This window comes from Streptomyces sp. NPDC088725, from assembly GCF_044751305.1.
GTDB lineage: Bacteria > Actinomycetota > Actinomycetes > Streptomycetales > Streptomycetaceae > Streptomyces.
Genome location: NZ_JBIVLO010000013.1, coordinates 158568 through 172927 on the forward strand (window position 1 = coordinate 158568; position 14360 = coordinate 172927).

A 14360-nucleotide genomic window follows, 5' to 3' on the forward strand; every position below is an offset into this window, starting at 1 on the left:
TGGACGCGAGGGGGTATGGCCCCGTCCCGCCGAGGACGGGACCCTCGGTACATGGCGATTATCGAAGTGAAAGGCCTGCACAAGGCCTACCGCGGCCGACCAGCCGTGGACGGGGTGTCCTTCGCCGTCGAACAGGGGGAGATCTTCGGGATTCTGGGTCCCAATGGCGCGGGGAAGACGACCACGGTCGAATGCGTCGAAGGACTGAGGGTTCCCGACGCCGGAACGGTCCTGGTGGCAGGGCTCGATCCGGTCACGGACCATGAACAGGTGACGCGGCTCCTCGGAGTGCAGCTCCAGGAGAGCGAGCTGCAGCCGAAACTGACCGTACGGGAGGCGCTCGAGCTGTACTCCGCCTTCTATCCGAGCCCGGCCGACTGGCGTCCGCTCGCCGAACGTCTCGGGCTCACCAGCAAACTGACCGCCCGCTTCGGGAAGCTGTCCGGCGGTCAGAAACAGCGGCTGTTCATCGCGCTCGCGCTGATCGGCGACCCGCGCGTGGTCGTCCTGGACGAACTCACCACCGGCCTCGACCCGCGCGCCCGCCGCGACACCTGGTCCCTGATCGAGGAGATCAGGGACTCCGGGGTGACCGTGCTGCTGGTCACGCACTTCATGGAGGAGGCACAGCGCCTGTGCGACCGGATCGCGGTGATCGACAAGGGCCGGGTCGCCGCGCTGGACACGCCGTCCGGGCTGATCGCGAGGTCGACCGCGTCCACCGTCATCACCTTCACGCCCTCGCGTCCGCTGGACGACGCTGAGATCGGCGGGCTGCCGCAGGCCACGTCCGTCGAGACCAGGGACGGCCGCGTGGTGATCAACGGTACGGACGAGACCGTCAACGCCGTGATCGCCCTCCTCGCGCGCCGGGACATCGCCGTCAGCGGGCTCCGGGTCACCGACGCGACGCTGGACGACGCGTTCCTCGACCTCACCGAGTCCGCGTCCCGCAGCGGACGGACCGGGCAGGCAACGCCGGCCGACCAGCCGGAAGAGAGGGTCTGACATGGCTTCCGCGTCCCTCGCCGTCCTCAGGACCGAGGCACGGCTCTTCACCCGCGAGCCCGGCATCCTCTTCTGGATCGTCGTCTTCCCGACCGCTCTGACGGTGATCCTCGGGTCGATCCCGTCGTTCCGTGAGGTCGACGACTCCCTCGGCGGCAGACGGGTCATCGACCTCTACGTCGCCGTGGCCGTCCTGCTCGCGCTGATCGTGGCCGGCCTCCAGGCCATGCCGCCGATCCTCACCGGCTACCGCGAGCGGGGAATCCTGCGCCGGATGTCGACCACGCCGGTACGGCCGTCCGCCCTGCTCACCGCGCAGCTCTTCGTGCTGGGCGCGAGCGCCTTCTGTTCGGCCGTGCTCGTGATCGCCGTCGGCCGGATCTTCTTCGAGGTGGAGCTGCCGCGACAGCTCGGCGGCTACCTGCTGGCCCTGATCCTCGCGACGGCGAGCGCTCTGGCGTTCGGCGCGGTGGTCTGCGCGGTCGCCCCCACCCTGAAGGCGGCTCAGGCGATCGGCTCGGTCGTCTTCTTCCCCGCGATGTTCACGGCCGGCGTCTGGACGCCGGTTCAGGTGATGCCGCACCTGCTTCGCGAGATCGTCGAGTGCACCCCCTTCGGCGCCGCGTCGGACGCGCTCGACCAGGCGATGCGCGGCGTCTGGCCCGGCTGGTCGCACCTGGGCGTCATGGCGCTGTGGACGGTCCTGCTGACGGCCGGCGCGGCGCGCTGGTTCCGGTGGGAGTGAGCGGCGGACGGCAGCGCTGAGGGTCGCGGTGGCGTTTACGGCCGCCGCGACCCGGCGCGAGCGCGTATGCGCGGGCGCGCGTAAACGCCACCGCGAGCCGGCGCACGCGGGCGAGCGCCACCGCACGTGAGCGCCACCGCACGTGAGCGCCACCGCCCGTGAGCGCCACCGCACGTGAGCGCCACCGCCCGTCACGGGCCTCGCCTCAGCTCCGCACCCGGAACAGCAGCACCGTACGCTCCGGCACCGTCACCGCCGTGCCTCCCTCGTACACCGTTCCCGGCGCCGCGTCCTGGTCCTCCAGCGACGTGTCGATCATCAGCTCGTACGCCTCCGCCCACGGTGGCCCCGGCAGCTCGAACTCGATCGGGTGCGCCGCCGCGTGGAAGACCGTCAGGAAGCTGTCGTCCGTGATCCTGCGGCCCTGTTCGTCGCGCCCGGGGATGTCACGGCCGGACAGGAAGAGCCCGAGCGTCGACGCGGGCGCGTACCAGTCCCGCTCCGTCATCTCCGCGCCGAACGCGGTGAACCAGGCCAGGTCCCGCAGCCCGTCCGCCGTCTGCGGACGGCCGGAGAAGAACGCGCGGCGGCGCAGTACGGGGTGGGCCCGGCGCAGCGCGAGCAGCCGGCGTGTCAGCTGATGGAGAGCGTACGGGCCGGGCTGCTCCAGCAGCGACCAGTCGAGCCAGCTGACCTCGCTGTCCTGGCAGTACGCGTTGTTGCTGCCGCCCTGCGTACGGCCCATCTCGTCGCCCGCGACCAGCATCGGCACCCCCGTCGACACCAGCAGGGTGGTGAGCAGATTGCGCAGCTGTCGCCGCCGTACCGCGTTGATCCCGGCGTCGTCCGTCTCGCCCTCCGCACCGCAGTTCCAGGAGCGGTTGTCGTTCGTCCCGTCCTGGTTGCCCTCGCCGTTGTCCTCGTTGTGCTTTTCCTCGTACGTCACCAGGTCGCGCAGGGTGAAGCCGTCGTGCGCGGTGACGAAGTTGACGGAGGCGTACGGCCTGCGGCCGCCCCACGCGTACAGGTCGCTCGACCCGGACAGCCGGTAGCCGAGATCCCGTACGTCGGGGGTGGCGCCGCGCCAGAAATCCCGTACGGCGTCCCGGTAACGGTCGTTCCACTCCGTCCACAGCGGCGGGAACGCGCCCACCTGATAGCCGCCGCTGCCCACGTCCCACGGTTCCGCGATCAGCTTCACGCGGCGCAGCACCGGGTCCTGGGCGATCACGGCGAGGAACGGCGAGAGCATGTCGACGTCGTGCATGGAGCGCGCGAGGGCCGCCGCCAGGTCGAAGCGGAAACCGTCGACGCCCATCTCGGTGACCCAGTAGCGCAGCGAGTCGGTGATCAGCCGCAGCACCTGCGGCTGGACCACGTGCAGGGTGTTCCCGCAGCCGGTGTAGTCGGTGTACCGCCGGGCGTCCGGCTGGAGGCGGTAGTAACCGCGGTTGTCGATCCCGCGCAGCGACAGCGTCGGCCCGCGCTCCCCTGCCTCGGCGGTGTGGTTGTAGACGACGTCGAGGATGACCTCGATCCCCGCCGCGTGCAGCGCCCGCACCATCTCCTTGAACTCCTCGACCTGCTGACCGCGGGTGCCGCCGGCCGCGTAACCGGCGTGCGGGGCGAAGTAGCCGATCGAGTTGTAGCCCCAGTAATTGCGCAGGCCGCGTTGGAGCAGATGCTCCTCGTGGGCGAACTGGTGTACGGGCAGCAGCTCGACCGCCGTCACCCCGAGCCGGCGCAGATGGCCGATCGCGGCCGGGTGCGCGAGGCCCGCGTACGTACCGCGCAGCTCCTCCGGGATGCCGGGATGCCGCTTGGTGAAGCCGCGTACGTGCAGCTCGTAGATGACCGAGTCGGCCCAGGGCGTCCCCGGGCGCCGGTCGTCGGCCCATTCGCCGTCGGGGGCGTCGTCGTGGACTACCACGCCCTTGGGGACGTACGGGGCCGAGTCGCGGTCGTCGCGCACGGTGTCGGCCACCTGCGGCTGCGGCCAGTCGCGCACATGGCCGTAGACCTCGGGAGGCAGCGTGAAGTCACCGTCGACCGCGCGGGCGTACGGGTCGAGGAGCAGCTTCGCCGGATTCCAGCGGGCGCCGGTCCAGGGGTCCCAGCGGCCGTGGACCCGGAAGCCGTAGCGCTGGCCCGGGCGGATCCCCGGCACGAAGCCGTGCCAGATCTCATGCGTCAGCTCGGTCAGCGGCAGCCGGGTCTCGACGAGCGGGGCGTCCTCGCCGGCCTCCTCACGTACACCGGTCCCGCCGGTCTGGCCGGGCCCGTCGGTCCCGTCGTCGAAGAGGCAGACCTCCACCGCCTCGGCCCCGCCCGCCCACAGTGCGAAATTGGTGCCCTCGACGCCCTCGGGTCCCGCCGGCCGGTACCGGGCGCCCAGCGGATTCGGCACACCGGGCCACACCGGGCGGCGCGCGGTGCCCGTCCCGCCGTGCGGTCCGGGCAGCGGGGAGCCGGACAGCCCGTGGCCGTTCGCGCCGCCGGTCCCGTTGCCGTCGTACCCGTACGCGCCCCCGTTCCCGTTCGGGTTCCCGTTCCGTGACGTCTCTTCCGCCCTTCCCGATGCCTTCTCCGGCGCCCCCTGCGCTGCCTCCTGCTCGGCTGCGTTCGCCACCTGACCGGCCTCCCGCGCTCGTCGGCCCCGCGAAGCCGGCCGCGCACGGCGTCCCGGCCGTGGCACCCTCGCGTGGTCCTTCTCCCTGTTCTTCCCGCAAGAAGGCCCGCGCTCACGTTTCCCCGCGAGGGGGGTGGTCGTTGGGGGGTCGTGAGACACGTACTGAAGCGCGCGGGAACCGGCACGGCCGCGGTTCTGACATGGGCAGGACTGACGGCAGTACTCATGGCGGGACTGATGGCGGGGCTCGCCGGATGCGCCGAGGTGGCTTCCTTCACCGAGGGCAAGTCGCGGGCGCCCGGCGACACGATCCGGATCACCCCCGAGGACGGGGCCAAGGGGGTCGGCCGATCCGACCGGATCGAGGTGACGGTGCCCGACGGCCACCTCGAACGGGTCACGCTGGAACGGATCGAGAACGCGCAGCCGGCCGAGCTGCCGGGCCGGATCTCCGCCGACGGCCGCAGCTGGCGGCCCGCGAGCGGCTCCGAGATCTCGCTCGCCGCGAAGTACGGCGTCGACGCGGTCGCCGTGGACGGCCAGGGCCGCCGCTCCGCGCGGCACACCACCTTCACGACGTTCGTCCCCACCCGCCGGTTCATCGGTTACTTCGCGCCGGAGAACCGCTCCACGGTCGGCACGGGCATGATCGTCTCCTTCGACTTCAACCGGCGGATCGTGGACCGCGCCGCCGTCGAACGCGCGATCAGGATCACCTCGAACCCGCCGGTGGAGGTCGTCGGCCACTGGTTCGGCGACCGGCGCCTCGATTTCCGGCCGCGCGAGTACTGGAAGCCGGGCACCGCGGTCACACTCGACCTGGGGCTGCGTGACGTCCAGGGCGCGCCGGGGGTGTACGGCATCCAGCGCAAGACGGTCGGCTTCACCGTCGGCCGCTCCCGCGTCTCGCGGGTCGACGCGGCCCGGCACACCATGGAGGTGCGGCGCAACGGCGAGCTGGTCAGGACCGTGCCGATCACCGCCGGCGCGCCCAGGACCACCACGTACAACGGGAAGATGGTGGTCACCGAGCTGTACGACATCACCCGCATGGACGGCAGGACGGTCGGGTTCGGCGGCGAGTACGACATCAAGGACGTGCCGCACGCGCTGCGGCTGACCACTTCGGGGACGTTCCTGCACGGCAACTACTGGGCGCCCAAAGGCACGTTCGGCTCCGAGAACACCAGCCACGGCTGTATCGGCCTGCGCGATGTGAAGGGCGGGGGAGCGGACACCCCGGCGGGCTGGTTCTTCGACGGGACGCTCATCGGGGATGTCGTGGAGGTGGTCAACTCGAACGACCGGACGGTCTCGCCCGACAACGGCCTCGGCGGCTGGAACATGGACTGGCAGAAGTGGAGGGCGGGTTCGGCCGTCCACGGATCCGACTGATCCCGCCGGAGCGCTCCGTCGATCTCCAGGGGAGTCCACGGACATCTCCACGTGGCGTACAAGCCCCGGCGCGCCCCGCTCACCCCGTTCCTTGATCGGTTGGGACGGAACGGTGACCTGAGCGGGGGCTTCCGCACGTCCTCTGTGTGGTTCTCTGGTGTGGAGCGCGCACTCGACGCGCCGGGAGTACGGGCCGTGGCGGGGCCAGGCCGTGCGAGGGGAGACAGCCATAGTGAACGGGCAGCCGATATCGGGTGCGTCGGCCGGGGCGGGCCGCGGATCGACGCGCCGGAGCGGCGGATACGGACGAACGGGGCTGCCGGCCCTGGTACTTGGCGCGTTGCTGCTGATGGTCACCGCGTGCGGTGGCGGTGGCACGGGCGGGGACGACGCCAAGGGCGGCGGGAGGGGCGGCGTGGCCAAGGGCGCGTCGCAGATAGAGGACACCGCCTCCCGGGCGGTCCTGACGGTCGCGCCCAAGGACGGCGCGAAGTCCGTCGCCACCACCGGCGTGCTCAAGGTCGCCGTACACGAGGGCACGTTGACCGCGGTCACCGTCAAGGACGACAAGGGCAACCCCGTCGAGGGCAAGCTCGCTGCCGACGGCGGCAGTTGGGAGCCCTCGCGGCATCTGGCGGGCGCGACGAAGTACACGGTGCACGCGAGCGCCAAGGACCCGAAGGGCCGGGAGTCCGCCAAGGACACCACCTTCACCACGCTCGTTCCGAAGAAGACCTTCATCGGCTACTACACCCCCGAGGACCGCTCGACGGTCGGTGTGGGCATGCCGGTGTCGCTCAGCTTCAACCGGGGCATCACGCGGCCGGAGGACGTGGAGAAGGCCGTCGAGGTCACGGCGGAGCCCGCCGTGCCGATCGAGAGCCACTGGTTCGGCAACGACCGCCTCGACTTCCGTCCCGAGAAGTACTGGGTGCCGGGCACGAAGGTGACGGTGCGGATCGACTTCGACGGTGTCGAGGGGCGTTCCGGTGTGTACGGCACGCAGGCCAGGACGGTGACGTTCACGATCGGCCGCAGGCAGGTCTCCACGGTCGACGCCGCCGCGCACACGATGAAGGTCGAACGGGACGGCAAGCAGCTCAGGAAGATCCCGGTCAGCGCGGGTTCGCCGTCGACCACCACGTACAACGGACAGATGGTCATCAGCGAGAAGTACAAGGTGACCCGGATGAACGGGGACACCGTCGGGTTCGGCGGTGAGTACGACATCGAGGACGTGCCGCACGCCATGCGCCTCTCCACCTCGGGGACGTTCATCCACGGCAACTACTGGGCTTCCTCGGGCACGTTCGGCTCGACCAACACCAGCCACGGCTGTGTGGGCCTGCGGGACGCGCGCGGCGCCGGGGACAAGAGCACACCGGCCGCGTGGTTCTACGACCATTCGATTCTCGGCGACGTCGTGATCGTGAAGAACTCCAAGGACAAGACGATCGCTCCGGACAACGGCCTGAACGGCTGGAACATGTCCTGGGCCGACTGGAAGAAGTAGCGCGAGGGCAGCACGAGGCGGGCGGGCCCGGCACACGGCGGAAGCGGTGTGCCGGGCCCGTCGTCGTTAGTCCCCGTTAACCTGGCGCGTATGGCAACCGTGAATCTCGAAGTCTCCGGCGGCGTCGGTACGATCCGGCTCGACCGCCCTCCGATGAACGCCCTGGACACCGCGATCCAGGACCGGCTGCGTGAGCTGGCCGAAGAAGCCGGACGGCGCGACGACGTCCGCGCGGTGATCCTGTACGGCGGTGAGAAGGTCTTCGCGGCCGGCGCGGACATCAAGGAGATGCGGGAGATGGACCACGCGGCGATGGTCGTACGGTCCCGTGGGCTCCAGGAGGCGTTCACCGCCGTGGCCCGCATCCCCAAGCCAGTCGTCGCGGCCATCACCGGCTACGCGCTCGGCGGCGGCTGTGAGCTGACGCTGTGCGCCGACTACCGCATCGCGGCCGACAACGCGAAGCTCGGCCAGCCCGAGATCCTGCTCGGCCTGATCCCCGGCGCCGGAGGCACCCAGCGCCTGGCCCGGCTGATCGGCCCCTCGCGCGCGAAGGACCTCATCTTCACCGGCCGTCAGGTCGCGGCCGAAGAGGCGCTGTCGCTCGGCCTGGTCGACCGGGTCGTCCCCGCCGCCGAGGTGTACGAACAGGCCCACGCCTGGGCCGCGAAGCTCGCCAAGGGGCCCGCGCTCGCGCTGCGGGCCGCCAAGGAATCGGTCGACACCGGCCTGGAGACAGACATCGAAACCGGCCTTGCCGTCGAACGCACTTGGTTCGCAGGCCTGTTCGCCACCGAGGACCGTGAGCGTGGCATGAGCTCCTTCGTCGAGGACGGTCCGGGGAAGGCCAAATTCACCTGAACATAAGTCAGTTGGACTGCCTGCCGGGCGGCGCTCGCGGCACAGCCCGGCTGTGGTGAGGCTTAGCCCAGCCTTAAGGGAGCCTTAAGCAATTCGGTCGCTGGAGAGGGGACCAGGAGCGGGCGCCCGGGTGTCACCGCAGGTCAGCCGAGACGGGTGGGAATGGGTAGTGTCGTTGGCATATGCCGCTCGCGCCCCCTGGAATGACTCGTTCCGACAGGTGGATTCCCCGGGAACCGCCCCCGGGACAGGCCCCGGCGGCCATGATGGGGGCATGGCGGGCCTGGAGGGTGTGGAGCAACCGCGGCGGCGCGGTCACGCGGCCGCGGAGCGTTGGACGCCGGCCGTCGAGGACGAGCAGGCGCTCGAAGCGCTGGAGTTGTACGGCAATCCGACCGAGGCGGAAGTGCGGCTGCCCTCCCGCCCGGAGTCGGCGTACGCCGCGCGCCGGATCACCCATGGCGTGGTGCTCCGGCAGTGGGCGCTCTCGCCGCAGACCGCGGAATACGCGGTCCTGCTCGTCTCGGAGCTGGTCGGCAACGCGGTACGGCACACCGGAGCGCGCGTCTTCGGGCTGCGCATGCTGCGCAGGCGCGGCTGGATCAGGATCGAGGTACGGGACCCCTCGCGCGGCCTGCCGTGCCTCATGCCGGTCCAGGCCATGGACACCAGCGGCCGCGGCCTGTTCCTGGTGAACAGGCTGTCCGACCGGTGGGGCGTGGATCTGCTGCCGCGCGGCAAGACGACGTGGTTCGAGATGCGGGTCGCGGACCGCCAGGCCACCTGACGCGCCCACCGCCGGTGATCGTTGCCGGGAAGATCCGGCTGACGAGATCCGGCCGGGTCAATCAGGGCGTTTTCTTCCCTTCACCCCTTAAATGGGTGCGTGACCCCCGACCGTCGCAGTGCGCTGCGCGCCGCAGCCGGCGTGGCCGTCTCGGGCGCCCTCGCCACCGGCTGTACGGACAGCGGCTCCGCCGCGCCCGTACAGCCGGCGTCCACGTCACCGCAGGGCCCCGCCACCCCGCGTCCGGCCTCCGCGAAGGCGCGGCCCGACACCCCTGCCGCCCCCGCGCCCCGGCGCTTTCCCCGCCAGCCGGCCGAGATCGCGCACGGCCCCCGTGACCACGGCCGCGTCGCCCTCACCTTCCACGGCCAGGGCGACCCCGCCACTGCCAGGGCCCTGCTCGCCGAGGCGGAACGGGCCGGCGCCCGGGTCACCGTGCTCGCCGTGGGCAGCTGGCTCGACGCGCACCCGTCGATGGCCCGCCGGATCCTCGACGGCGGCCACGACCTCGGCAACCACACCCAGCGCCACGCCGACATCTCCGCCATGGACGAGGCGCGGGCGTACGCGGAGATCATCGGCTGCGCCCGGCGACTGCGCCGTCTCACCGGCTCCATCGGTCTGTGGTTCCGGCCGTCCCGCGCCCAGCACGCCACCCCGCTCGTACAGCGGCTGGCCCTGCGCGCGGGTTATCCCCACGTCCTCTCGTACGACGTCGACTCGCTCGACTTCACCTCGCCCGGCGCACCGGCCGTCCTGAGCAACATCACCGGACAGATCCGTAACGGCTCCGTGGTGAGCCTGCACTTCGGCTACGCGGACACGGTCGCCGCACTGCCCGCCCTCCTCGACGAACTCGACGACCGCGGCCTGCGCGCGGTGACGACCACGGAGTTGCTGACCTGATGATGTCTTTCACCACCCGGTCCGCGGTGCTCGCCGCCTGTGCCGCGCTCGCCCTGCTCGGCGGCTGCGCGGGATCCGATGGCGCGGCGCACGACGCGCACGCGTCCCGCGGCGCCGCCTCGCCGGCCGCCCGCCCCGAGGGCGACCAGTCCCGGGCCGTATCCGGCGGGCTTCCGGGAATGCCTCCCGTACTCGACCCGGACGATCTCTACTCCGCCGACCGCCCGGGCAAGCTCTCACCGGTAGTGCGGCACTTCCCCTCCCGCGTCTACGTGCCGAACAGCAACTCCGACACGGTCTCGGTCATCGACCCCGCCACGTACAAGGTGATCAAGACGATCCCGGTGGGCAGACAGCCGCAGCACGTCGTGCCGTCCTGGGACCTGAAGACCCTGTGGGTCAACAATGACCGGGGCAACACCCTCACCCCGATCAACCCCGCGACCGGAGCCGTGGGCAAGCCCGTTGACGTGCACGACCCGTACAACCTCTACTTCACGCCCAACGGCAGGTACGCGATCGTCATGGCCTCGCTCGACCGCGAGCTGGTCTTCCGCGATCCGCACACCATGAAGGTGCTCAAGACGGTGCCGGTCACCTGTTACGGCGTCAACCACACCGATTTCTCCGCCGACGGCCGGTACTTCATCGTGTCCTGCGAGTTCTCCGGCGAACTGCTCAAGGTCGACACCGAGAAGATGAAGGTCGTCGGACAGCAGCGGCTTCCGTTCAAGGGCGCCATGCCGCAGGACGTGAAGATCTCGCCCGACGGCAGGACGTTCTACATCGCCGACATGATGGCGCACGGCGTGTGGGTGCTCGACGGCAAGAAGTTCGGCACGCCCGAGCTGCTGCCCACAGGCAAGGGCGCGCACGGGCTCTACATCAGCCGCGACTCGAAGGAGATGTACATCTCCAACCGGGGCGAGGGCACGATCTCCGTCTTCGACTTCCCGAAGAACAAGCTGACGAAGAAGTGGCGGCTGCCCGGCGGCGGAAGCCCCGACATGGGCGGGGTCTCGGTGGACGGCAAAGTCCTCTGGCTCGCGGGGCGTTACAACTCCGAGGTGTACGCGATCGACACGGCGAGCGGCAAGCAGCTCGCCCGGATCCCGGTCGGCGGCGGACCGCACGGCCTTGCGGTGTACCCGCAGCCGGGCCGCTACTCGCTGGGCCACACGGGCGTCTTCCGCTGAGGCAGCCCCCGGCACAGCCGGGAGCGCTGCCCGCACGGGGGACGGGACGCCGTACCGCCGCCGTACGGCCGAGGGCGTACGGATAATCTGGCCCCGTCAGCGAGGCACCAAGAAGGGGCGGCAACAGTGGCGGACAACGACGACGTGCGCAAGGCGTTCGACCGGTTCGACGCGAACGGCGACGGGCTCATCACGGCGACGGAGTACAAGAGCGCGATGGCGCAGCTCGGCGACCACTACGTGACGGAGACCGTGGCCCAGGCCGTGATCAACGCCCACGACGCGAACGGCGACGGCCTGCTCAACTTCGACGAGTTCCTGGCCTCCCGCAGCAAGGGCTGACCCGCCCCGGACGTGGGGCGACCGCCGGGCGGTGTTCCGGCGGTCGCCCTGGTCTTCCGTGATGAGATTCCCGCGATGGGTCCCGGCACGAGTTTCCCGGCATGGGTTTCCGCCATGAATTTTTGTCATGGACGCGACTTCATTGGTCTGAGCGGTCCGGCACGGGGCACACGGAGCCCATAGCCGCCCTTTCGCAGTTGCCGTCCGAGACCGTGCGCCGCCGGCGCTGAGCGCGCAGCTCTGAGCAAGGGCCGGGAAGGGTGTGCCCGATGTTGGTGGCGGGCCGGTACCGGACAGCTGACAGGCTCGGCCGCGGTGGGATGGGCGAGGTCTGGCGGGCCGTGGACGAAGTACTCGGCCGGCCCGTGGCGGTCAAGCTGCTCCTCGGCCGGGGAAACGACGCCGCCACGCTCGACCGCTTCCAGCTGGAGGCCAGAACTGCGGCCCGGCTCAGCGACCCGCACGTCGTCTCCGTGTACGACGTCGGTTCCTGTGAGGACCGGCTCTACCTGGTCATGGAGTTGCTCGAAGGACGCAGCCTGGCCGAGGAGTTGTCGGCACACGGCCCGTTCTCACCCGGACGCGCCGCCAGGATCGGCGGCCAGACGGCGGCGGGACTCGCCGCCGCGCACCGGCAGGGCGTCGTACACCGGGACGTGAAACCGGCGAATCTGCTGCTGGACTCCGAAGGCGACGTCAAAATAGGTGACTTCGGGATCGCCCGCTTCGCCGACGAGTCGGCGGCCGTACCGGCCACGCCCGGACAGATCATCGGCACCACCCCCTATCTGGCGCCGGAGCGTGCCCTCGGGCAGCCGGCCGGCGGGCCCGCGGACATGTACGGCCTCGGCTGTGTGCTGTACGAACTCCTCGTCGGGCGGCCGCCGTTCCTGGCGGAATCCCCGGCCGGTGTGGCGTACCAGCACGTCGACGCCGTACCCGACCCGCCGAGCCTGCACCGTTCGGATGTGCCTGAGCCCTTCGACGCGCTGGTGCTCGGCCTGCTGGCGAAGGACCCGCTGGAGCGTCCCACCGCCGAGCAGGCCGCCCAACTCCTCGACAACCCGGATCTGTTCGCGCCGCCCGAACCGCCTGCGCACTACCTGCCCGGCCTGGCCGCGCGGTCCGTACGGCGGCGGGGCCTCGGCATGGCGGCGCTGACGGGCCCCGGCACGGCGGCTCCTGCCGTCCGACCGCGTTCGCGCAAGCTGCGCGTGCTCGCGGGAACCTTCGTCGCGACGGTCGCGGCCGCCACGTTCGTCACGCTGTCCGCGAACTCCCCCGGCGCGGGGGACGAGCGCCCGCCCGTCACGACGCAGACGCGGCTGCCCTCCGTGCAGAACGTGGACCGGCCCGGACACCTCCCTGAGCAACTGCGCAACCCATAAGGGACCGGATCGCCGGGGACGTGGCGGCCGGATCCAACTCCCGGACCGGGTGCTGTGATTGCTACCGTTCCCTGATGTCCTCCTCTTCGCGCGACTCAGCGTCCGGCGCCGGCTGGCGTGATCAACAGCCCGGCGAGTACAGCACGTTGATGCCCACGCGGGTCGAGAAGCTGTCCTGGCTGAACCCGGTCACGCTCTGGCGCGCCCGCAACGGAGTCGTCGCCTCGCTGTTCGGCGACCCGACCGGCACCGAACGCGACCGCTGGGTCGGCGCGCAGGTGGCCCGCGGGGTCTCTCCGGACCTCGTGATCGAGCGTGACGACCCGGCCGCCTACTCCTTCATGCTCATCGCGGACACCGGTGAGGGCGACGCCCCGCAGTACGCCGTGGTGCCGGGGTTCCTGAAAGAGAGCCGGGAAAGCCGGTTCGCCGTGCTCGCCAGCGATGTCATCTATCCGGTCGGCAGCGCCAACGAGTACGACACCAAGTTCTTCCGGCCGTACAAGGATTACGACGCGCCCATCTACGCCGTCCCCGGCAATCACGACTGGTACGACGGCATCACCGGCTTCATGCGGGTCTTCTGCGACGCTCCCGCTCTGCCGCCCACTGCCAGGCCGACGCCGCTGTCGGCCGCCTGGTGGCGGACGCTGCTCTGGAAGAAGCCGGAAGTCCCGGACGAGCAACGGCTGGCCGCGGCCCGGAAGATGCGCTCCGCACCGGCGCAGCAGGCCACGCAGCCGGCCCCCTACTGGGCCATCGACTCGGGACCGCTGCGGATCATCGGCATAGACACCGGACTGCTCGGCACCATCGACAAGGCGCAGGGAGAGTGGCTGCGGCGCGTCTCCCGGGGCCCCAGACCCAAGATCCTGGTGACCGGTTCACCGCTGTACGTGGACGGAGAACACCACCCGTGCGCGATAGAGGGCGGCGGCACCGTCGACGAGATCGTCCGTGATCCCGAGTGCCACTACGTGGCCGCGATCGGCGGGGACATCCACAATTACCAGCACTATCCGGTGGATGTCGAAGGACGCCGTATCGAGTACGTCGTGGCCGGCGGCGGTGGCGCGTTCATGCACGCCACCCACACCATCCCGCGCATCGCCACGGCCGGGGTCACCGAGGAGACCTTCCGCTGCTACCCGCTGCGCAGCGACTCGCTGGCGTTCTACAGCAGGCTCTACGGCCGGCGGCTGCGGATGCGGCGGTTCTTCGAACTCACCGACGAGCAGGCGGCGGCGGTCATCGCCCGGCGCCTCGGCATCCCGCCCACCCGGGGGACGAGCGCGCCGGTCACCGCGCGCACGAGGATGGTGGCCTCCCTGCTCGGAGTCGCCGCGCGGCCCGGCCGCCTGTGGTGGCTGCGTCTGCCGGTCCGCAAGGCGTACACCCAGCTCTTCTCGCCCGGCTCGGCGACCTACAGCCCGCCGTTCTTCAAGTGCTTCCTGCGGCTGGACGTCACTCCGGACAGCCTGCGCATCCGGTGCTTCGCCGCGACCGGCAACCGGGAACAGGAACTCGCCCCGCCGGTCGAGGACGAGATCACCATTCCGCTGGGCTGAGAGCGCCGGTGCGCGGGGCAGC

At 70.8% G+C, this 14360-nt stretch carries 12 protein-coding genes; 11 read left to right on the top strand and 1 reads right to left on the bottom strand.

From position 1 onward, the window contains the following. Positions 1-51 precede the first annotated feature (51 nt). Positions 52-1008 (top strand): ABC transporter ATP-binding protein, encoded by a 957-nt coding sequence (locus tag ACIP6N_RS27285; protein WP_401819846.1) that lies wholly within the window; start codon positions 52-54, stop codon positions 1006-1008. A 1-nt stretch (position 1009) separates the two neighbouring features. After that, complete coding sequence (locus tag ACIP6N_RS27290; protein ID WP_401819848.1) at positions 1010-1753, top strand: ABC transporter permease; 744 nt, start codon at positions 1010-1012, stop codon at positions 1751-1753. 205 nt (positions 1754-1958) lie between these two features. Here ACIP6N_RS27290 and glgX read toward each other — a convergent pair whose 3' ends face one another. Next, positions 1959-4229 carry a glycogen debranching protein GlgX gene (gene glgX, locus ACIP6N_RS27295; protein ID WP_401819916.1) on the bottom strand — a complete coding sequence of 757 codons (2271 nt, stop codon included), beginning with the start codon at positions 4227-4229 and terminating at the stop codon, positions 1959-1961. Between the two features lie 303 nt (positions 4230-4532). Here glgX and ACIP6N_RS27300 point away from each other — a divergent pair, with 303 nt between their 5' ends. The 9 genes from ACIP6N_RS27300 to ACIP6N_RS27340 all read left to right on the top strand — a co-directional run bounded on the left by ACIP6N_RS27300 (position 4533) and on the right by ACIP6N_RS27340 (position 14338). After that, the gene (locus ACIP6N_RS27300) at positions 4533-5777 is read left to right on the top strand and encodes an Ig-like domain-containing protein (protein WP_401819850.1); all 1245 of its coding nucleotides are present in this window, start codon (positions 4533-4535) and stop codon (positions 5775-5777) included. Positions 5778-6009: 232 nt separating this feature from the next. After that, on the top strand, positions 6010-7290 hold the full coding sequence (locus ACIP6N_RS27305; RefSeq protein ID WP_401819851.1) for an Ig-like domain-containing protein: 1281 nt from the start codon (positions 6010-6012) through the stop codon (positions 7288-7290). A 90-nt stretch (positions 7291-7380) separates the two neighbouring features. Continuing rightward, on the top strand, positions 7381-8151 hold the full coding sequence (locus ACIP6N_RS27310) for an enoyl-CoA hydratase/isomerase family protein (protein ID WP_401819852.1): 771 nt from the start codon (positions 7381-7383) through the stop codon (positions 8149-8151). A 169-nt stretch (positions 8152-8320) separates the two neighbouring features. Next, positions 8321-8938 (top strand): ATP-binding protein, encoded by a 618-nt coding sequence (locus tag ACIP6N_RS27315; RefSeq protein WP_401819853.1) that lies wholly within the window; start codon positions 8321-8323, stop codon positions 8936-8938. A 99-nt stretch (positions 8939-9037) separates the two neighbouring features. Beyond that, the gene (locus tag ACIP6N_RS27320; RefSeq protein ID WP_401819855.1) at positions 9038-9844 is read left to right on the top strand and encodes a polysaccharide deacetylase family protein; all 807 of its coding nucleotides are present in this window, start codon (positions 9038-9040) and stop codon (positions 9842-9844) included. After that, on the top strand, positions 9844-11040 hold the full coding sequence (locus tag ACIP6N_RS27325) for a hypothetical protein (protein WP_401819857.1): 1197 nt from the start codon (positions 9844-9846) through the stop codon (positions 11038-11040). The genes ACIP6N_RS27320 and ACIP6N_RS27325 overlap by 1 nt, the downstream gene beginning before the upstream one ends. A 126-nt stretch (positions 11041-11166) precedes the next feature. After that, a complete protein-coding gene (locus tag ACIP6N_RS27330) occupies positions 11167-11382 on the top strand; it encodes an EF-hand domain-containing protein (protein WP_401819860.1) in 216 nt (71 codons plus the stop codon). Between the two features lie 269 nt (positions 11383-11651). Continuing rightward, a complete protein-coding gene (locus ACIP6N_RS27335) occupies positions 11652-12770 on the top strand; it encodes a serine/threonine-protein kinase (RefSeq protein ID WP_401819862.1) in 1119 nt (372 codons plus the stop codon). Between the two features lie 74 nt (positions 12771-12844). After that, a complete protein-coding gene (locus ACIP6N_RS27340) occupies positions 12845-14338 on the top strand; it encodes a metallophosphoesterase family protein (protein WP_401819865.1) in 1494 nt (497 codons plus the stop codon). The last annotated feature ends 22 nt before the right edge of the window (positions 14339-14360 follow it).

Excerpts from the sequence above, each read along its gene's own strand:
- ACIP6N_RS27335 (WP_401819862.1), top strand. The coding sequence starts at position 11,652 with ATGTTGGTGGCGGGCCGGTACCGGACAGCTGACAGGCTCGGCCGCGGT.
- ACIP6N_RS27290 (WP_401819848.1), top strand. The coding sequence starts at position 1,010 with ATGGCTTCCGCGTCCCTCGCCGTCCTCAGGACCGAGGCACGGCTCTTC.
- ACIP6N_RS27285 (WP_401819846.1), top strand. The coding sequence starts at position 52 with ATGGCGATTATCGAAGTGAAAGGCCTGCACAAGGCCTACCGCGGCCGA.
- ACIP6N_RS27340 (WP_401819865.1), top strand. The coding sequence starts at position 12,845 with ATGTCCTCCTCTTCGCGCGACTCAGCGTCCGGCGCCGGCTGGCGTGAT.
- ACIP6N_RS27325 (WP_401819857.1), top strand. The coding sequence starts at position 9,844 with ATGATGTCTTTCACCACCCGGTCCGCGGTGCTCGCCGCCTGTGCCGCG.
- ACIP6N_RS27310 (WP_401819852.1), top strand. The coding sequence starts at position 7,381 with ATGGCAACCGTGAATCTCGAAGTCTCCGGCGGCGTCGGTACGATCCGG.